Origin of the sequence: Klebsiella sp. KP20-425-1, from assembly GCF_025813515.1 — a bacterium.
GTDB classification, from domain to species: Bacteria; Pseudomonadota; Gammaproteobacteria; order Enterobacterales; family Enterobacteriaceae; genus Klebsiella; species Klebsiella pneumoniae.
Genome location: NZ_CP109614.1, coordinates 3,850,123 through 3,868,992 on the forward strand (window position 1 = coordinate 3,850,123; position 18,870 = coordinate 3,868,992).

At 58.3% G+C, this 18,870-nt stretch carries 13 protein-coding genes and 1 pseudogene; 2 read left to right on the forward strand and 12 right to left on the reverse strand.

All coding sequences use genetic code 11. From position 1 onward, the window contains the following. Nucleotides 1–19: 19 nt before the first annotated feature. From OHJ17_RS18930 to OHJ17_RS18950, 5 genes and pseudogenes are all read right to left on the reverse strand, one after another. Nucleotides 20–629: pseudogene (locus OHJ17_RS18930) on the reverse strand (hypothetical protein). 183 nt (nucleotides 630–812) lie between these two features. Further along, nucleotides 813–1,835 carry an ABC transporter permease gene (locus tag OHJ17_RS18935; RefSeq protein WP_004152946.1) on the reverse strand — a complete coding sequence of 341 codons (1,023 nt, stop codon included), beginning with the start codon at nucleotides 1,833–1,835 and terminating at the stop codon, nucleotides 813–815. A 19-nt stretch (nucleotides 1,836–1,854) separates the two neighbouring features. After that, a complete protein-coding gene (locus OHJ17_RS18940; protein ID WP_004142660.1) occupies nucleotides 1,855–3,339 on the reverse strand; it encodes a sugar ABC transporter ATP-binding protein in 1,485 nt (494 codons plus the stop codon). A gap of 32 nt (nucleotides 3,340–3,371) precedes the next feature. Continuing rightward, on the reverse strand, nucleotides 3,372–4,295 hold the full coding sequence (locus OHJ17_RS18945; protein WP_002892597.1) for a sugar ABC transporter substrate-binding protein: 924 nt from the start codon (nucleotides 4,293–4,295) through the stop codon (nucleotides 3,372–3,374). Nucleotides 4,296–4,724: 429 nt separating this feature from the next. Continuing rightward, a complete protein-coding gene (locus OHJ17_RS18950) occupies nucleotides 4,725–5,744 on the reverse strand; it encodes a LacI family DNA-binding transcriptional regulator (protein ID WP_004151797.1) in 1,020 nt (339 codons plus the stop codon). Nucleotides 5,745–5,845: 101 nt separating this feature from the next. Here OHJ17_RS18950 and OHJ17_RS18955 point away from each other — a divergent pair, with 101 nt between their 5' ends. Then, nucleotides 5,846–6,853 carry a Gfo/Idh/MocA family oxidoreductase gene (locus OHJ17_RS18955; protein WP_004177011.1) on the forward strand — a complete coding sequence of 336 codons (1,008 nt, stop codon included), beginning with the start codon at nucleotides 5,846–5,848 and terminating at the stop codon, nucleotides 6,851–6,853. 805 nt (nucleotides 6,854–7,658) lie between these two features. Here OHJ17_RS18955 and OHJ17_RS18960 read toward each other — a convergent pair. From OHJ17_RS18960 to iolE, 3 genes are read right to left on the reverse strand one after another with little or no spacing between them, the layout of a single operon-like run. Continuing rightward, nucleotides 7,659–8,690: a Gfo/Idh/MocA family protein gene (locus tag OHJ17_RS18960; RefSeq protein WP_021463030.1), complete on the reverse strand. Its 1,032-nt coding sequence runs from the start codon at nucleotides 8,688–8,690 to the stop codon at nucleotides 7,659–7,661. 9 nt (nucleotides 8,691–8,699) lie between these two features. Continuing rightward, entirely contained in the window at nucleotides 8,700–9,872 is a 1,173-nt protein-coding gene (locus OHJ17_RS18965; protein ID WP_004142667.1) for a Gfo/Idh/MocA family protein, read from the reverse strand. Further along, the gene (gene iolE, locus OHJ17_RS18970) at nucleotides 9,869–10,789 is read right to left on the reverse strand and encodes a myo-inosose-2 dehydratase (protein WP_004215104.1); all 921 of its coding nucleotides are present in this window, start codon (nucleotides 10,787–10,789) and stop codon (nucleotides 9,869–9,871) included. Before iolE ends, OHJ17_RS18965 begins: the two co-directional genes overlap by 4 nt. Before the next feature lie 571 nt (nucleotides 10,790–11,360). Here iolE and OHJ17_RS18975 point away from each other — a divergent pair. Further along, the gene (locus OHJ17_RS18975) at nucleotides 11,361–11,786 is read left to right on the forward strand and encodes a hypothetical protein (RefSeq protein ID WP_032432745.1); all 426 of its coding nucleotides are present in this window, start codon (nucleotides 11,361–11,363) and stop codon (nucleotides 11,784–11,786) included. Nucleotides 11,787–11,862: 76 nt separating this feature from the next. On the opposite strand, the gene lysS is transcribed toward OHJ17_RS18975, so the two are convergent. From lysS to cadB, 4 genes are all read right to left on the reverse strand, one after another. Next, a complete protein-coding gene (lysS, locus tag OHJ17_RS18980; RefSeq protein WP_002892491.1) occupies nucleotides 11,863–13,380 on the reverse strand; it encodes a lysine--tRNA ligase in 1,518 nt (505 codons plus the stop codon). Nucleotides 13,381–13,711: 331 nt separating this feature from the next. Continuing rightward, a complete protein-coding gene (dtpD, locus tag OHJ17_RS18985) occupies nucleotides 13,712–15,187 on the reverse strand; it encodes a dipeptide permease DtpD (protein ID WP_004151795.1) in 1,476 nt (491 codons plus the stop codon). Nucleotides 15,188–15,246: 59 nt separating this feature from the next. Continuing rightward, a complete protein-coding gene (gene cadA / locus OHJ17_RS18990) occupies nucleotides 15,247–17,394 on the reverse strand; it encodes a lysine decarboxylase CadA (protein ID WP_002892486.1) in 2,148 nt (715 codons plus the stop codon). An 82-nt stretch (nucleotides 17,395–17,476) separates the two neighbouring features. Continuing rightward, a complete protein-coding gene (gene cadB / locus OHJ17_RS18995) occupies nucleotides 17,477–18,811 on the reverse strand; it encodes a cadaverine/lysine antiporter (RefSeq protein WP_002892484.1) in 1,335 nt (444 codons plus the stop codon). Nucleotides 18,812–18,870 lie beyond the last annotated feature (59 nt).

The window sequence follows — 18,870 nt, forward strand, 5'->3', positions numbered from 1 at the left end:
CTGGCGCGCGCCGCCTGCCTCAGCGCCAGCAGCGCGCTGGCGAGCACCGCGCCAAGGCCGATCGTCACCGGCCAGCGGTAAGCCACCAGCAACGAGGGCAATCCACCATCCGGCGCCAGCATCACCAGATTCCAGCCCGCCAGCCCCGCGTTGCCGTTCAGCGCCCGGCTTAACATCCGCTGATGCGGGGCGAATGGCTGAATGGTCTGGTAGTGGCTGCCGAACAGCGGGGGCTGCATCTCTCGCGGGAACTGCGCCTGCACCTGGGCCAGCACGCTGGCCGGCAGCGCGTGCGATGCCGCCAGCAGATGCCCGTCGCCATTCACCAGCAGCAGCTGATAATGCCGCTCCTGGGCGAGGGTCTGGAGAGCGGCGCGCATCGCCGCCAGCGGCCAGGTCGCTTCCCGCTGCGGCGCCGGAATGTTCATCCGCCGCTCAAGGCGTTCCGCCACCCACTGCGCATCCTCCTCCAGCTGGCGGATCTGCCTCTCACGGTAAACCTCTCTGGCCGGCAAATTCATGCCCCGACCGAGCGCCAGGATCGCCAGCCCCGCGAGCAGCGTGACGATAAGGCCCCTTTTTCCCGCTAGCCAGCGCGGCGAGAATTTGCCAAAGGATGGTGTATTCATACGACTCCAGAAACCGCAGGCCACGCGTGGCCCCTGACGAATGGACAACGGAAGTGGCGAAACTGTACAGGATGCGCAGCGCGGGCAAAACAGACAGGCGGAGCCTGGCGGGGAGTATTTTGTTTATTTCTGGACAGGACGGGCGGCAACGGCATCCTTCGCCGTTGCCGCCCGTTGATAAGATTAGTGTTTTTTCCGGTTGCGACGCATATCGATGGTTACTGCCGCAACGATAATGATGCCTTTAATAATATCCTGCACATAGGCATCGACGCCGACAAAGGTAAAACCGCTTTTGATCAGGCCAAGGATCATCGCGCCAATCAGGGTGCCGGTAATGCGCCCCACTCCGCCCATTAAGCTGCTGCCGCCGATCACCGCGGCGGCAATCGCGTCCAGCTCGTAGGACATCCCCATGCTCGACTGGCCGCTACTGACGCGCGCCGCCAGCACCACCCCCGCCAGCCCGGAGAGCGCCCCGGCGATGGTGTAGACGATCACCAGATATTTATTCACATTGATGCCGGACACTTTGGCCGAGGTCATGTTGCCGCCGATGGCATACACATATTTGCCATACCGGGTATGCTTCAGCGCAATGTGAAACACGGCGGCGATCACGAAGAAGATAATCACCGGCATCGCCCCCTGGCCTATCGCCGTAAAGCTGTCGGAGAGGAAGCTGATCGGGTTGCCCTGAGTGTAATACTGCGCCAGACCGCGCGCCGAAACCATCATCCCGAGGGTGGCGATAAACGGCGGGATACCGGTCCGCGTCACCAGGAAACCGTTGGTCAGGCCGCACAGCAGGCCGACGCCGATCCCCGCGCAAATGGGGATCACCGCCGGCAGGTTGACCAGCGCCGGGAACATTGGCGACAGGCTATCGGAGGTTTGCGCCAGGCTGGCCGCCACCACCGCCGCAAGGGCAATAACCGAGCCGGAGGAGAGGTCAATCCCGGTGGTGATGATCACCTGGGTGACGCCCACGGCGATGATGCCGATAATCGCCACCTGCAGCACAATCAGCACCAGCCGGTTGGTATTGAGCAGGAACGACTGGTCGCGAACATACCAGCCGGCGATTTCAAAGGTCAGGGCAATCACCAGCATCACCACAAAGATGCCGGTATCTTTCGGCATTTTATGCCGCAAATTAGCGAAGAAGGAGGAACCCTCGCTGGCCGGAGCCGCCGTTAATTTCATATTACTCATTCTCTGTGCCTCAATGGGATGCCAACGACAAAATGGTTTCCTGGTCGGCTTCGTCTTTTTCCAGGATGCCGGTGATACGACCTTCATGCATCACCATGACCCGATCGCTCATGCCAAGGATTTCCGGCAGTTCAGAGGAGACCATAATCACCGCCACCCCCCGATTCGCCAGTTCACTGATCAGATGATAAATCTCCGCCTTCGCCCCGACGTCGATACCGCGGGTCGGCTCATCGAGAATTAAGATTTTCGGTTGCGCTAACAGCCAGCGCGCAATCAGGACTTTTTGCTGATTCCCCCCGCTGAGGTTATTAATAATTTGATCCATCGTCGGCGTTTTAATATTGAGCCGGCGTATTTGCTCCATGCAGTCTTCGGCCATTTTCACGTGCTGGACAAAACCGCTCTTGCCGATATATTCCGGCATTTTGACGATACTCATATTTTCCAGCACCGACAGCACCAGAAACAGGCCCGACTTTTTCCGGTCTTCGGTTAATAATGCCATCCCCTTTTCAATCGCCACGGAGGGGGAATCGATGGTCACCGGCGCCCCGTCGATCAGCACTTCGCCGCTGTCGAAGCGCTCCATACCGAACAGGCTTTCCATCACCTCGCTGCGCCCGGCGCCCACCAGCCCGGCCACGCCCAGGATTTCGCCACGGCGTACGCTAAAGCTGACGTCATGGAACACGCCCTGACGCGTCAGGTTGCGCACCGTCAGCACCTCTTCGCCGATGGTGTTATTAAATTTCGGAAACAGCTGGGTTAATTCGCGGCCCACCATCTGGGTGATCAGCGACTGCCGGGTAAATTCGGTGGTGTTTTTGCTCCCCACCCAGGTGCCGTCGCGAAAGACGCTGATCTCATCGGTGATGGCAAAGATCTCATCCATTTTGTGGCTGATATAGATGATCGCTTTACCCTGGGCGCGCAGGTCGCGGATGATGGTGAACAGGTGAGCCACCTCGCCTTCGGTCAGCGCCGAGGTGGGCTCATCCATGATCACGATATCCGCGTTCCATGAAACCGCTTTGGCAATCTCCACCATCTGCTGGGCGGCGATGCTCAGGTCGCCCACCAGCCGGTCAGCGGTTAAGCGGATATTGAGCTTATCCAGCAACGCCTGGGTCTGGCGGGTCAGCTGGCCGTGGTCGACAAAGCCGTACTTCATCGGCTCGCGCCCCAGCCAGATATTCTCCGCCACCGTCATATGCGGCACCAGATTGAGCTCCTGGTGGATCATCGAGATCCCCGAGCGCAGCGCATCCATGGTGTCGGTAAACTCCACCGGCTCCCCTTTCACGCGAATCGACCCTTTATCGGGGCGATAGATACCGATCAGGCATTTCATCAGCGTGGATTTACCGGCGCCGTTCTCGCCCATCAGGGCATGCACCGTTCCCGGACGCACGCGCAATGAGACATTATCGAGCGCCTTCACGCCGGGGAAGAACTTACTGATACCTTCGGCTTCAAGGGCAAAAGCGTTCATACATCCACCTCCGTATCACAGGTTGGCCAGGACTATTTCTGATTACGGTTGGTAAATTCAGCCATGTTCTCTTTGGTGATCAGCTGATACGGCACATCGATGATTTTTTCCACTTTCTCGCCGTTCGCCAGCTTGATGGCCGCGTCGACTGCGCCTTCACCCTGGCCTTTCGCATCCTGGAAGATGGTGGCGATCATCTTGCCGCTCTTCAGCATCTGCAGCGCGTCCGGGGTGCCATCCACGCCGGCGATGAGAATATGGTTCGGGTTTTTGCCCAGCGCCTGCAGGGCGCCGATCGCCATTTCATCGTTGTTGGAGGCGATGGCCTGGATATCCTCACCGCTGGTCATCCAGTTGCTGACCACATCCACTGCGTCATTGCGGGTAAATTTCGCGGTCTGCTTCTGGACGATTTTGATGTTCGGGTATTTCGCTACCACCTCTTCCACCCCTTTGGTGCGGTCGCGAGTGGATTCATTCGCCAGGTCGCCGAGCAGGATCGCCACATTGCCCTTACCGTTCATCGCTTTCGCCAGCGCTTCCATCTGCAGACGGCCGGCGAGAATAGAGTCAGATCCCACATAGGCCATCTTGTCGGTCAGCTCCGCCTGCGGACGGCGGTTCACAAACACCAGCGGGATCCCGGCTTTGGTGGCCTGATCCATGATCGGTTTCACCGCGTTGGTATCCACCGGGTTGACGATAATGGCGTCCACCCCCTGGCCGATAAAGTTCTGCACCTGCTGCAGCTGCTGGGAGACATCCCCTTTCGCGTCTTCGATCTGCGATTTAACGCCATCTTTTTTCATCTCTTTTTGCATCGAGGTACGCAGGATCGTCAGGAAGTTATCGTCAAACAGCGCCATCGAGACGCCAATGGAGACATCTTTTGCCATAACCACCGCAGGCAGCATGCAGGCTAACAAAGAGGCAACAATCGTTTTCTTAATATTCATAGTTGATCCTTGATTTTGTAGGTACGCCGGTGAATGAAACAAAATGAAAAATTAATTTCAGTTACGTTGCGGCAAATGTCTGCTGGTATATCGACGACGCTGCGGCACCTCTCGCACTCCATCGTGATCTAAATCACAAATAACGGCTGTTTTATCATCACTATTTTGAAACATCAGTCCATTTACGCCGCAACCTGGATTTCAGACCATTTATTTCATTAACAAGACATTTGAAACTTTTATAAGTAAATAACTGAAATGAAAATTTTAAAACTATGCAGTAACAGAATTTTGACAGACATCTAACATTGCCGCATAAATGAGCGAAAAATGAGAAGCAGACAACGCTTTGAAGCGATCCCTCCCGGCGGGGTGGTCATTTACCCGCCGGGGAAATCCGTGTTGTCAGGAAGGGAGGCGCCGCACGCCTTAGTCCACGTTCTCGGCGCTGTAGAGGATAAAGTCGACTTTACCGTCGGCATAGGTTTGCGGCTGGTAGCCGGACTCCAGATGGCGCAGCATCAGGTCGATCGCCAGCTGGGCGTGCTGGCGGGTGTTCTGATCGAGCGTTAACGCCAGGCTGCCCTTCGCCAGCTGCTGCCGGGTGGTGTTGTAACGCTCATGGGTGATCCAGCAGACGTCGCCTTCGCGGCGGTGGCGGGCCAGCGCCTCGGCAATCTGGGTATTGCCAAGCCCGGTGTTATAGATCCCAACAATATTTCGGCTGCGGCACAGGGCTTGCTCCACCAGGCGGGTGATCTGCTCCCGCCGCTCCTCGCCCGCCAGCACGTCGCTGAGCTGCAGGTGGGGAAAGCGCTGGCTCAGCACCTCGCGGAACCCCTGAATGCGCAGGCGATGCGCGCTGTAATCTTGCCGGCCGCTGACCATCAGCACCTCGCCGGGCCGTGGCGTCATTCTCCCCAGCATTAACCCCGCCGTGCGGCCAGCCTGTAGCTGATTGATCCCCACGTGGCAGAGTCGGTCGGCGCCGGGCAGGTCCGTCGCCAGGGTGATCGCCGGGACGCCAGCCTCCCGGCAGCGGTGCAGCGCGTCGTGCACCGCGGGATGGTCATTGCCGAAGACGATGATCCCTTGACGCTGCTGGCAGCTGCGCGCAATGCGCCGGGCCAGCGTCGTTGGCTGCGACTCCGGGACAAAGGTGCGGTGCAAGGTCAGACGGCGATAGCCGAGGCTATCCGCCACGGCGGCAAAATCCTGCGCCAGCTGCGGAAAGAAGAACGAGTCATTGCTGCTGAGAAAGACCTCAATCTGCCAGGGAAAGCGGTGCTCCTCCGGCAGGATCCGCTTCAGCCCCGCCTCGCGCGCCGCCTGCAGCACTTTGCGCGTGGTCTGCGGCGATACGCCGCCGCGCTCGTTCAGCACCCGGTCAACGGTGGCCACGCCGACGCCAATCTGTCTGGCCAGCATCGCCAGTGAAATGTTTTTCATCGCCCCTCTCTTCATGATGGAAATCCATCAAAACGGCAGTGTCAGTGAGTTTAGCAAACCGATTATGGTGGCAGCGTCCCCTCGCCATTCTGGAGAAAAAAATGATCTGCAAACGTTTTGCCCTGGTAGGCAGTGGTTTTATCGGTCAGGTTCATGCCGCCAGTCTTGCTCGTCATGAAGGAAGTGCGTTGACGATGGTGGCCGATGCCGCCCCGGAGCGCGCCCAGGCGCTGGCCGCCCGCTATGGCGCCCGGGCGGTGACCGTGAGCGAGGCGATCCATAGCGACGCCATCGACGCGGTGCTGATCGCCAGTTCAACCCCGTCGCATGCCGAACTGCTGGAAGCTGCCGCCAGGGCGGGCAAGGCGGTCTATTGCGAAAAACCGATCGACCTCTCCCTGGCGCGCGCCCGTGAGGTGGTGGAGCGGGTGCTCCCCCTGAACGTGCCGGTCACTGTCGGCTTTAACCGGCGCTTCGATAGCAGCCATCAGCAGCTCCGCCGCCAGCTGGAGCAAGGGCTGATCGGCCGGGTCGAACTGGTGCAGATGGTCTGCCGCGCCTCCAGCATGCCGCCGCTCGACTATCTGCGCAGCTCCGGCGGCCAGATGCGCGATCAGGCGATCCACTTCTTCGATCTCCTGCGCTTTCTCACTGGCGATGAAGTGCGCACCGTAGCAGCGATGGGCGCGGCGCTGGCCCTGCCGGACATTGCCGAATTTGGCGATGTCGACACCTCCATCCTGATGATGCAGATGCGCGGCGGCGCGCTGGCGCAGCTGGACAATACCCGCCGCACCGGCCACGGGTACGATGAACGGATCACCCTGCTGGGCGCCGAAGGCGCGCTGGAGTCCGGTAGCCAGTCGCCGGCGGGCCCTACCCTGTGGCGCGGCAATCAGCGCATTGAGCCGGGCCTGTGGCCAGACTGGTTCAGCCGGGTACAGGGATCTTATTACCAGCATCTTGACGCCTTTATTCGCTCCCTGAATGGTGAAACCGTCGCCGACCTGCCCGGCCTGCTGGACGGCCTGCAGGCGCAGGCCATTGCCGAAGCGGCGGTTCAGTCCCTGCAGCATGGCCAGTTTGTCGCCGTCGACGACTGTCGCTGAGCGGGTGCGAGGCAACCGCTATCAGGCGCTGCACCTGCCTTTATGCCGGGCGGCGGCGATGCCTTGCCCGGCCTACAGAAGACAGACATTAATACACCGTAATATCAATCGGTTGCATAGATATCCCAGGCCCGCGCAAGCGCAGCGCCGCCGGGCAAGAACAGCGGGCGCGGAGCCGCTTTTATGCCGGGCGGCGGCGTCGCCTTGCCCGGCCTACATAACACAGGCACTAATCTGATTTAATATCAAACAGTTGCATAGATATCTCAGGACCGCGCAAGCGCAGCGCCGCCGGGCAAGAACAGCGGGCGCGGAGCCGCTTTTATGCCGGGCGGCGGCGTCGCCTTGCCCGGCCTACATAACACAGGCATTAATCTTATTTAATATCAAACGGTTGCAGTAAAATCGTAGGCCCGTGCAAGCGCAGCGCCGCCGGGCAAGAACAGCGGGCGCGGAGCCGTTTTATGCCGGGCGGCGGCAACGCCTTGCCCGGCCTACATAACACAGGCATTAATCTGATTTAATATCAAACGGTTGCAGTAAAATCGTAGGCCCGTGCAAGCGCAGCGCCGCCGGGCAAGAACAGCCGACGCGGAGCCGTTTTATGCCGGGCGGCGGCGATGCCTTGCCCGGCCTACAGAAGACAGGCATTAATACACCGTAATATCAATCGGTTGCATAGATATCACAGGCCCGTGCAAGCGCAGCGCCGCCGGGCAACAGACATCAGGCATCGTACGCGTCCTTTTGCCGGGCAATGGCAGATACGCTCGCGCTATCTGCAAACCAATGCCCGGCCGGCTCCTTAACGTTCTTCGTTAAACACCGCGCCCACCTGGCGCCGCACCTCATCCATCACCTGCAGATTCTGCAGCACCCGACTGAGCGGCCGCAGCGGCGAGTCCTGCAACCCCTGTCCGATGCACCAGGCAAAATGCTCCGCCTGCCAGAACAGCTGGTCGTAGCGATTGCGCGGCTCTTCCCAGCGCAGCACCTGCCCGCCCTGGCTGGCGGCGAGCGTGAAGCCGCCGGGGGCGTAAAACTGGCCGTCGATCGTCAGGGTCGCCTGGCGTCCGGCCACCACCGCCCCGCCCGGCGTGTTGCTGAACAAAGTGGTGTTTAACAACCCCTGCATCCCGTTCTGCCAGCCGAACAGCATCGACGTCTGACCGTTCAGCCCCTCCGCCGTGTCGCTGCCGCGGGCGACAATCTCCTGCGGCATGCCGCCCACCATTAGCGCAAACGAGGTCACATAGCTGCCGAGATCCATCATCGGCCCGCCGGCAAGATCGGCATTGAAGATGCGGTGGTCGCGGGTGAAATACTCGCCGTGATCGGCCAGCAGGGTATGCAGGTCGCCGAGCGCCCCATCCTCCAGCAGCTGGCGGATCACATCATATTTCGGCGCGTAATCGCACCACATTGCCTCCAGCGCCAGCTTCTCCTGGCGGGCGGCTTCGGCCTGCAGCTCACGCCCTTCGCCGAGGTTGAGGGCGAAGGGCTTCTCAATCAGCACGTGTTTACCCGCCTTCAGCGCCTGCATGCCGTCGGGAAAGTGATGGTTGTGCGGCGTCGCAATATACACCGCATCAATATCCGGACGCGCCAGCATCTCCTCCACCTGGCCGTAAGCCTGGGGGATCCCCCATTCCGCGGCCACCCGGTCGGCCTTCGCCTGGCTGCGGGAAGCCACCGCCACCACCTGCTGCCGGCTGTAGGTTTTCAATGAGTGCACAAAGCGCTCGGCGATCCAGCCAGGACCGATAATGCCCCAGCGCAGGATGGGAATGCTCTGCGCCGCCGGGCGGCGCGGGGTTGGTAAGTGTGACGGAAACATAGCGGCTCCTTAGTCTTTAACCACGTTCACCCAGCGACGGCTGGCCATCGAGGCTTCAATCGCCGACAGCACGCGCTGATTCTGCAAACCAAATTCAAAGTTGGGATAGCAGTCGCCCTCCCCGCAAATCCCCTGCACCAGGTCATGCACTTCGATCACCTTGACGTCAAAATAGCCCAGCCCGCCGCCGCCAAAATCGAAGCCGAAGAAGCCGGCATAGGCCGGGATCTGGCTCCCGGCATACAGCGTCTTAAAGCCGCGGTCATGTTTATCATCGTTGAAGCGATAGACCTGCAGCTCGTTAAAGCGCTCCCCGTCCATATACAGCGTGCCTTCGGTGCCGGAGACCTCCCAGAACACGCCGAAGATCCGCCCGGCGGCGATGCGCGAGGCCTCAATCACCCCCGCGGCGCCGCTGTCGAAATTGACCAGGCACTGAACCTGATCGTCATTTTCCACTTCCCGCCACTCGGCATCGGCCGCGACCCGGCTGGCATACCCGGCATCGGTCTGCGGCACCGGACGCTGGCGCAGGCAGGTTTGCGCGCTGGCGGTCACTTCACGGATCCCGCCCAGCAAAAACTGGGCGACGGACAGGGTATGGGCGCCGAGGTCGCCAAGCGCCCCGCTGCCGCCGAGGGTTTTCGAGCAGCGCCAGGACCAGGGCAGGTTCGGGTCGTTATAAAACCCCTGATCAAAGGTGCCGCGAAAGCGCACCGGTTCGCCAATATCGCCCCGGGCGATAATCTGCTTTGCCAGCAGCGCCGCCGGCGTTTTGATGTTGTTAAAGGCCACCATGGTCTTCACCCCCGCGCGCCGTGCCGCCTGCGCCATCTCCTGCGCCTGCTGCTCATTGACCGCCAGCGGCTTCTCGCAATAGACATGTTTACCCGCCGCGATCGCCGCCATCGCCATTGTGTAGTGCAGATGGTTCGGCGAGGTGATATCCACCACATCAACCTGCGGATCGTTTACCAGCTCGCGCCAGTCGCCGTAGGCCTTTTCCGCCCCCAGTTTCGCCGCGTGGCGTTCGGCCATCGCCTGATCCTGATCCGCCAGCGCGTAGAGATGCGGGCGCTTGGGCAGATCGGGATAGAACATCGCCGCGCGACGGTAAGCGTCAGCGTGTGCCTGCCCCATAAAACCTGAGCCGATAAGGCCAATATTTAACCGCGCGCTCATGATGCGTACTCCTCTGACGATGAAGGGGAAGATAAATGGTGCGCCAGCCAGGCATAGGCGCGGCTGGCGGTGGCCAGCGGCGGCGCCATCGCCGGGTCCTGCTCGGCTTCGATAATCAGCCAGCCGCGGTAGTCGCTGTCCCGGACAAAGTCGAGGATCGGCGCATAGTCGATGCAGCCGTCGCCTGGGATGGTAAACAGCCCGGCGCGCACCGCCTCGTTAAAGCTCAGGTTTTCCCGATACAGACGCCCCAGCACCTGCGGACGCACGTCTTTCAGATGCAGATGGCGGATACGGTGGCCATATTTGTGCAATACGCGCGGGATCTCGACCCCGGCGACAAAGGCGTGCCCGGTATCAAACGCCAGCCCGACGTTGTCATGGGTGTGAGACAGAAACCGCTCCAGCTCGTCATCGTGCTCCACCAGCATCATCAGATGATGGTGATAGGCCAGCTGGAGGTCATAGTCGCGCAGCAGCAGGTCAGCAAAGGTATTCAGCTTGTGGCAATACGCCGCAAGGCTGACGCGGCTTAACGGCGGCGAGAGCGAAATAGGCTCATCAAGCGGGGTTTCACCTGGCAGTTGCCCGCATTCGCCGTAAACCATCACCTTCGCGCCGAGCTGCCGGAGGAGCTGGGCGTGCTCCCGCACCGCCTCCAGCTCCGCTTCCACGCTGCGGTCGGCCAGCATGCCGCTGTACCAGCCGGACGCCAGGCGCAGGTCAGCCGCCGCCAGCAGCGGGCCCAGGGTTGCTGCCTGGCGGGGAAATTTCCGTCCTAACTCAATGCCCTGATAGCCCGCCTCCCGCGCCTCGCGCAGGCAGGTATCCAGGGGAATATCACCGCCTAAATCCTCGAGTACATCGTTGGTCCAGCACAGGGGGCTCACGCCCCACCGCAGTTGCTCTGTCGCCATCTTGTTCTCCTTTCCACCCTGTGGTCTTGTCTGGCGTCACTATAAGCAGGTGACGACCGACGATGAAAACGGAGAAATGATGGAAATCCATCATTGCGCTGGCGGTATATTCGCTATTTCAGGTAACCCTGAAAAATAAATGGAAATAATGCTTGCCGCCGGCTTATTTTGCGGATAAAAATTACTGGCTTAATAACCCGCTTCAGAGGTTATCCCTTTCATTCGAAATATGATGATAGCAATATGAAAAAAACTCAACACCGCACCAGCGCGGGCTTTTGCCGTGCGCCAAGGACAGGCCTGCTATTATTTGCCTGAATGACACATAGCCGCTTTTAAAACATCAAATAATTAACATTCTCTCTGCAATAATATGACAAGCTGTGGGAAGGTTGGCTTGCGAAATAAGCATGAAACTTTGATGCTTTACTAATAAATAACTCCAGAGCCTCTTGCTAATTACTTATCAGGACTGGTTGGGTTATTTTATTCTGACGCCAACGGGAGAATACACCAACGTGTATCCCTCTCTCTGGCCCGGCACGCCGCTATCGCGATGAGAAACAATAAGATGAATAAGACCTGGCTTTTCACCACCCTCACCCTGGCGCTGGTCGCCGCCGCGCCGGCCCACGCCATTAGCGCGAAATACCGGGAACAGCTTGAACGTTCCGGCTGCACGCAGATGACCGACGGGATCACCTGCGATATTCATAAAACCAAAGCCGAGAATGCCGCCGCCGCGCAGCAGGCCGACAGCGGCTTCGGCCCCTGGGTGGGCACCTGGTATGTTTATACGGAGTATGGCGATAAAATTGATGAGATTACCGTCACCGCTAAAACGGTGAAAACCCGCGGCCATCTGATCGAGGAGGCGAAAGCCAGCCAGGGTAAACTGACCTTCCGGGTGAAAAGCTCAGCCTTTACGCTGAACGACGCCTTTAACGGCGTATGGGCAAACGGCAGCCAGCGCGGCACGTTGCAAAAAGTCCTGTAATAACATCGCTCTGCCGACAGGCCGGGGATAATGCAGGGAGAACCTCCCGGCGCAGGCCGGGAGGGAGTGCAACGGATTACTTCTGCGGACGCATGGCCGGGAAGAGGATCACGTCGCGGATGGTATGGCTGTTGGTAAACAGCATCACCATGCGGTCGATACCGATACCCAGACCGGCGGTCGGCGGTAGGCCGTACTCGAGGGCGGTCACGTAGTCTTCGTCGTAGAACATCGCTTCGTCATCGCCCGCCGCTTTGGCGTTCACCTGATCCTGGAAGCGCTGCGCCTGGTCTTCGGCATCGTTCAGCTCGCTGAAACCGTTACCGATTTCGCGGCCGCCGATGAAGAATTCAAAGCGGTCAGTGATTTCCGGGTTGACGTCGTTACGGCGCGCCAGCGGAGAAACTTCCGCCGGGTATTCGGTGATGAAGGTCGGCTGAATCAGATGCGCTTCCGCCACTTCGTCAAAGATTTCGGTAACTATGCGTCCCAGCCCCCAGCTTTTCTCTACCTGAATACCGATAGATTCCGCCAGCGCTTTCGCCGCGTCGAAGTTATCCAGATCCGCCATGTTGGTTTCCGGACGGTGTTTCTTGATCGCTTCCCGCATGGTCAGTTTTTCAAACGGCTTGCCGAAATCAAACACCTGGTCGCCATACGGCACTTCGGTTTTGCCCAGCACCGTCTGCGCCAGGGTGCGGAACAACGACTCGGTCAGTTCGATCAGGTCTTTGTAGTCCGCATACGCCATATACAGTTCCATCATGGTGAACTCTGGGTTATGGCGTACCGAGATCCCTTCGTTGCGGAAGTTGCGGTTGATTTCAAACACGCGTTCAAAACCGCCAACCACCAGACGTTTCAGATACAGTTCCGGCGCGATGCGCAGGTACATATCCAGATCCAGCGCGTTGTGATGGGTGATGAACGGACGGGCGGACGCCCCGCCTGGGATCACCTGCATCATCGGGGTTTCGACTTCCATAAAGCCACGAGCCACCATGAACTGGCGCATGGTGGCGAGGATCTGCGAACGGATACGGAACGTATGACGCGACTCTTCGTTGGCGATCAGATCCAGATAGCGCTGGCGATAGCGAACTTCCTGATCCTGCAGGCCGTGGAATTTATCCGGCAGCGGGCGCAGGGCTTTGGTCAGCAGGCGCAGCTCGGTGCAGTGGATCGAGAGTTCGCCGGTTTGCGTTTTGAACAGCTTGCCGCGGGCGGCGATGATATCGCCGAGGTCCCATTTCTTAAACTGTTCGTTGTAGACGCCTTCCGGCAGGTCATCGCGCGCCACGTACAGCTGAATGCGGCCGCCGACGTCCTGGAGGGTGACGAAGGAGGCTTTGCCCATCACGCGACGGGTCATCATCCGACCAGCCACCGCAACTTCAACGTTCAGGGAAGCGAGTTCATCGTTGTCCTTCGCATCGAATTCAGCATGCAATTGGTCAGAGGTATGATCGCGACGGAAATCGTTGGGGAAAGCTACGCCCTGCTCACGCAGCGCAGCCAGTTTTTCGCGACGAGCTTTCAGTTCATTATTAAGGTCAATGGCCTCATCGGCACCTTGTGCTTGTTGTTCAGACATATGGATTCCTCATAACCTTGCTTTCAAACTAGCTTCGATAAATTGAACCAGGTCACCCTTCCGCGCGGCCTGTCTCTGGGAAGACACCAGAGCACAATCTTAACGATCCTGGATTCACTCCAAGCTGATCTCACTCAGCTATGGCTTCAGTAACGGTATTTTTTATCGTTGGCCTCCGCGCATGCCAGAATATCCTCCTCCTGTTCACTAAGCTGTGCAAGGAGCGACTTCGCGCTCCGCTGTTGAGGTAATGTCCCCGGTCGCGCTGCGCTTACCGGGGCTACGAATCGCGGCCCGGACAAGGTGTTTACGCCACGAGCCGGGACGAGCGTCAGGCGCCGCCGCCGGTAATTTCACCGGCAGCCGCACGACGTTTGCCGACGCTACAGGCCGCGGCAAAGGCGATAATGACCATCACCGCCACGCAGCCAAGGGTCCATTCGCCCATCTGCGCGAAGAAATGCTGATAGGCGGCAATCGCCGTATCGCTGATTTGCGATTCGGTGGTTTGCTGGGCGACCACGCCCGCCAGCCAGTTGGCCACCGCGCCGGTGGCCAGCATATAAATGCCGGTCAATACGCCGGTGACGCCGGGCATGTTCAGACGGGTGATTTGCGCCATCGCCACCGGGTCGATAAACAGTTCGGCAAAGCCCATCATCGCCAGCCCGGCGACCATCATGCCCATCGAGGCCTGACCGTCAGCCGCGCCATGGCGGGCATTGAGCGCCAGCAGCATAAAGCCGCCGCCCATCAGCAGCAGGCCGAAAGAAAATTTCAGCCAGACGCGCAGCACCGAACGCACGCTGCCTTCCGGGCGCATCAGCCACGCCAGCACCACGCCGGCCGCCATCACCGCTATCGCGTTAACCGACTGGAACAGCGCGGTCGGCACGTCCCAGTTCAGCAGACGACGATTGACGAAGTGGTCGATAAACAGGCTAATCGAGCTCCCGCCCTGCTGCGCCAGCACCCAGAACAACGTTCCGGCGAGCATCAGCAGGACGATCTGCCACAGCGCGCGACGATGCTCCGGGGCTTTGATCATGATCCGCGCCACCATCTGGGCGGCGAACAGGCAGACGATCGCCAGCAGATAGCCGGACCAGTTGTTTTGCAGCAGCAGCGTGAAAAATACCGGCGCCAGGCAGAGCATCACCAGCAGCCAGCCCCAGGTCGGCAGCACGAACTTCACCGCCCGCAGCGCCGGTTTATCGACGCCGCGGGTATGCCGGAAGTGGCGGCTGCCGCTTAAGAAAATCATCAGGCCGATAAACATACCGATCCCCGCAAGGGCGAAGCCGATATGCCAGCCGTACCACTGCGCCGCCAGTCCGCAGGCGATGGGCGCGGCAATCGAGCCGACGTTGCCGGCGGCGTACAGCAGCGAGAAACCTCCGTCGCGACGCGGGTCGTCGTGAGCGTACAGTTCGCCAAGCAGGCAGCTGATATTGGATTTAAACAGGCCGTAGCCGCAGATGATGATCGCCAGCGCGACGTACAAACTCCATGCGGAGGTCGACTCAACGCCCAGCACCACATGGCCGAGGGTCATCAACAGCGCCCCGGCAATTACCGCCGTGCGGTTGCCGAGCAGGCGGTCGGCAAGCCAGCCGCCGAGAATAGGGGTAACGTAAACCAGAGATGCGTAAGCGCTGAACAGGCTGATGGCGTGGCTGTCGTCGAAGCCAAGCTGGTGGGTAAGGTAAAGGATGAGTAAGGCGCGCATGCCGTAAAAGCTGAAGTACTCCCAGATCTGGATCGCAACGATGTAGTAAATCGCGCGCGGCTGTGAGGGTGTTTTCATGTGTTCTCCTTGCAGCGTGAAAAAGGGAAGTGGCAAGCCACTTCCCTGGTGTGCGTCTATTACTTGTTATTCTCTTCTTTCAGCACTTTAACGGTGTAACGACCATCCGCCTGACGATAGGCGCCGTGGATATCGGTTTCGAAGCCTGGATAGTGGGCGCCGATTTCGCACAGCATCTGCAGGAACTCCAGCACCGGACGGCTCTCTTCGGTGATCATCTCACCCGGCATCACCAGCGGCACTCCCGGAGGATACGGCAGGATCATGTTGGCGTTGACGCGGCCGACCATCTCTTCGAGATACACTTCTTCCGTCTGACCGTGCAGCTCTTTCTGGAACGCGGCATACGGGGTCATCACCATCGATGGCAGCACTTCAAACGCGCGGAACATCAGATCCGGCAGGTTGTGATGCTCAATCAGTTTGTGAATGTTCTGCGCGAGGTCCTGAATACGCATGTTTTCATAGAATTCAGGATCTTCACGGTACAGCGACGGCAGCATGTTTTTCACCCGCAGGTTCAGGTCGAACGCGCGTTTGAAGTCGGTCAGCGCACGCAGCAGGCTCAGCGCTTTAGTCTTATCGATACCGATACTGAACAGGAACAGCAGGTTGTACGGACCGGTTTTCTCAACCACGATGCCGTGTTCGTCGAGGTATTTCGCCACGATGCTTGCCGGAATACCGAAGTCATCCATGGTGCCGTCTTTCTTCATCCCCGGAGTCAGCAGCGTGACTTTGATCGGGTCGAGGTACATGTGTTCGTTATCGATGTTTTTGAAACCGTGCCATGCGCTGTCGGAACGCAGCGGCCAGCATTCAGGACCATCGATATGCTCCGGCTGCCAGACGTCGAAGAACCAGCCGTCAGACTCGCCTTTCAGACGTTTGATCTCTTTACGGAACTTGATGGAACGTTCAATAGAGCCGTCGATCAGACGCTTACCAGCGTTCCCCTTCATCATCGCCGCCGCGGTTTCGGTGGAGGCCACGATCCCGTAGTGTGGAGAGGTGGTGGTGTGCATCATGTAGGCTTCGTTGAAGGTCTCTTCGTTTACGTCGCCTTTCACATGGATCATCGACGCCTGGGAGAACGCCGCCAGCAGTTTGTGCGTGGACTGGGTTTCATAAATCACTTTCCCTTCGACGCGGCCGCCGCTCATCCCGCATTTGCCTTCATAGATCGGCGAGAAGTTGGTGTAAGGCACCCACGCGGAGTCAAAGTGGATGGATTTCACATCCAGGGTTTTCTTGATGAAGTCGGTGTTGTATAGCAGACCATCATAGGTTGAGTTGGTGATAACCGCGTGTACCGGCCAGGTCGCATTCGGCGTCTCTTTCACACGCTTGGCGATAGTCGCGTGCTGGAATTCGCTCTGCGGAATACCGCCGAGGATACCGTAGGCGTTACGGGTCGGACGGAAGTAGATCGGCGTAATGTCGCTCATCATCATCAGGTGAGTCAGCGATTTGTGGCAGTTACGGTCAATCAGCACGGTGCTGCCGGCCGGCGCGGAGTACATGCCGACGATTTTGTTAGCGGTAGAAGTACCGTTGGTCACCATGTAGCTGCGTTCTGCGTTAAACACGCGAGCGATATACTCTTCCGCTTCTTTGTGCGGGCCGCTGTGGTCCAGCAGGGAACCCAGTTCAGAAACCGAAATGGAGATATCGGATTTCATGGTGTTGGAGCCAAAGAAATCGTAGAAGATGCTGCCTACCGGGCTTTTCTGGAACGCGGTACCGCCCATGTGGCCTGGGGTACAGAAGGTATATTTACCTTCACGGACATATTTGAACAGCGCTTTGGTCAGCGGCGGCAGAATGGTGTCGATGTATTCGTCAGTGTTCTGTTTGATTTTGTTCGCGATATCTTCCGCAGCGCCCAGCGCATATTCGAAGAAGCGAACCTGCATGCGCAGATCGTTCAGGCTAACGTCCAGAGTGGAGTAGGTGTTAGCGAACGCATACAGCGGCATGTACTCGTTCATTTTGCTGATTTCTTCGCACAGTTCGAGATTGTATTTATCCCAGTCGAAGATCACGCCGCACAGACGAGAGTTGTTTTCAATAAGTTTTAATAAGTCGTCACGGTCGTTCGGGTAGACAATACGGAAGTCCAGGCGTTCGAGAGCACGATGCAGTTCACGGATGGGTTCTTCTTTGAAGTAAACCCCCATGTGATTCATGATTGCAATAACGTTCATAGTCAAATCTCCAGATGTAGAAAGCCCCTCCCGTCGCGTGATGACAGGTGATGGAAGGAGCCTCAGGAAAACGGGTTGCTGATTAGTGCGCGTTAGCGGTGGTGTTGTTATCCGATGCGTTGTTCTGGCGCTGGTGCATTTTGCGACCGTAGAACATCAGGATAATCAGGCTAACGATGAAAGTGCCGGCCAGTTCGAAGGAGCTTGCGCCCATCAGCGCGATGAAGCAGAACACGCAACCCAGTACCGAACAAATCAGGCTAACGAAGTTACGGATGTTGATGCCTTCGAAACGAATCAGGTCAACACAGGAGTAGAAGTAAGGCAGCATGGTCAGCAGTACCGCGATACCGGTCAGTTCGCCGAACAGGTCAGAGGCTTTACCACCGGCGGAGTTCATCAGGGTAATCAGCACCATCAGCGCGGTCATTTTCACTGCGGCCAGCAGCAGGCCTTTTTTCGGAATACCGTTGTTATCAACTTCGCCATACACTTTCGGGAAGTTACCGTCGTTGGCGGCACGTACACCGGCCTGGCCAACCAGCATCATCCACGAGCCCAGAGAAGTCAGGCAGGCAAAGGCGGTGAAAGCGGATACCATCGGTGCAGCCCAGCCGCCGAGGATGGTAGAGGCGCTAATTGCGAACGGCGCACCGGACGCGGCCATCTGAGAAGCAGGATACATACCGGCGATAACCTGAGTCGCGGCGATGTAGACGATACCGGCCATCGCAGTGCCCAGCATGGTAGCCAGCGGCACGGTACGTTTCGGGTTTTTCACCATCCCGGTACTCACGGCGGCGGATTCTACGCCAACGAAGGCCCACAGGCAGAGCAGGATACTTTTAATAACCGCGTGGCTATCGGTGGTGCTGGAGGTATTCCAGTTCGCCTGATAGGTAGCGACATCAAACCAGTGCCAGCCGACGACCGCGGTCATGACTACCGGAATAAGCACCAGTACCAGACCAATAGTGGTCAGACGGCTGACCCAGGTCCCGCCGAGCATATTAACGAAAGTAAAGATCCACACGATGGCAATACAGGCAATACCTGCTGGCACCGGGTTATTTAAAATTGGGAAGAACGTAGAGAGATAAGAAACTGCGGTAATCCCGATGGCCAGGTTACCAATCCAGTTCGCATGATAATAAAGGACACCGGTCTGGAAACCGAATGCCGGAGATATTTCGCCAGCGTAGGCAATAGGACCGCCCTGCTGCGGGTTTTTAGTGGCCAGTCGGGCATAAACATAAGCCAGAGACATCGCACCAATAATTGAAATCACCCAGCCCCAAATGGCAATACCACCGATGCTGGCCAGGTTCGCAGGTAATAATGCAATCCCGCTCCCCATCATATTACCGGCGACTACGCCGGTACAGGCAAATAGCCCGATCTTCTTGGCAGAACTCATGGTTGTTTTTCTCCTAAGTTTATTTGGGAGGTACAGATCATGATACAGAACCATTAATT

Bases quoted from the DNA above. Each gene is read 5' to 3' on its own strand.
- OHJ17_RS18975 (WP_032432745.1), top strand. From the start codon at position 11,361: ATGAATAAGACCTGGCTTTTCACCACCCTCACCCTGGCGCTGGTCGCC.
- OHJ17_RS18940 (WP_004142660.1), bottom strand. From the start codon at position 3,339: ATGAACGCTTTTGCCCTTGAAGCCGAAGGTATCAGTAAGTTCTTCCCC.
- OHJ17_RS18960 (WP_021463030.1), bottom strand. From the start codon at position 8,690: ATGTTTCCGTCACACTTACCAACCCCGCGCCGCCCGGCGGCGCAGAGC.
- OHJ17_RS18965 (WP_004142667.1), bottom strand. From the start codon at position 9,872: ATGAGCGCGCGGTTAAATATTGGCCTTATCGGCTCAGGTTTTATGGGG.
- OHJ17_RS18950 (WP_004151797.1), bottom strand. From the start codon at position 5,744: ATGAAAAACATTTCACTGGCGATGCTGGCCAGACAGATTGGCGTCGGC.
- cadB (WP_002892484.1), bottom strand. From the start codon at position 18,811: ATGAGTTCTGCCAAGAAGATCGGGCTATTTGCCTGTACCGGCGTAGTC.
- OHJ17_RS18935 (WP_004152946.1), bottom strand. From the start codon at position 1,835: ATGAAATTAACGGCGGCTCCGGCCAGCGAGGGTTCCTCCTTCTTCGCT.
- OHJ17_RS18945 (WP_002892597.1), bottom strand. From the start codon at position 4,295: ATGAATATTAAGAAAACGATTGTTGCCTCTTTGTTAGCCTGCATGCTG.
- cadA (WP_002892486.1), bottom strand. From the start codon at position 17,394: ATGAACGTTATTGCAATCATGAATCACATGGGGGTTTACTTCAAAGAA.
- iolE (WP_004215104.1), bottom strand. From the start codon at position 10,789: ATGGCGACAGAGCAACTGCGGTGGGGCGTGAGCCCCCTGTGCTGGACC.
- lysS (WP_002892491.1), bottom strand. From the start codon at position 13,380: ATGTCTGAACAACAAGCACAAGGTGCCGATGAGGCCATTGACCTTAAT.
- OHJ17_RS18955 (WP_004177011.1), top strand. From the start codon at position 5,846: ATGATCTGCAAACGTTTTGCCCTGGTAGGCAGTGGTTTTATCGGTCAG.
- dtpD (WP_004151795.1), bottom strand. From the start codon at position 15,187: ATGAAAACACCCTCACAGCCGCGCGCGATTTACTACATCGTTGCGATC.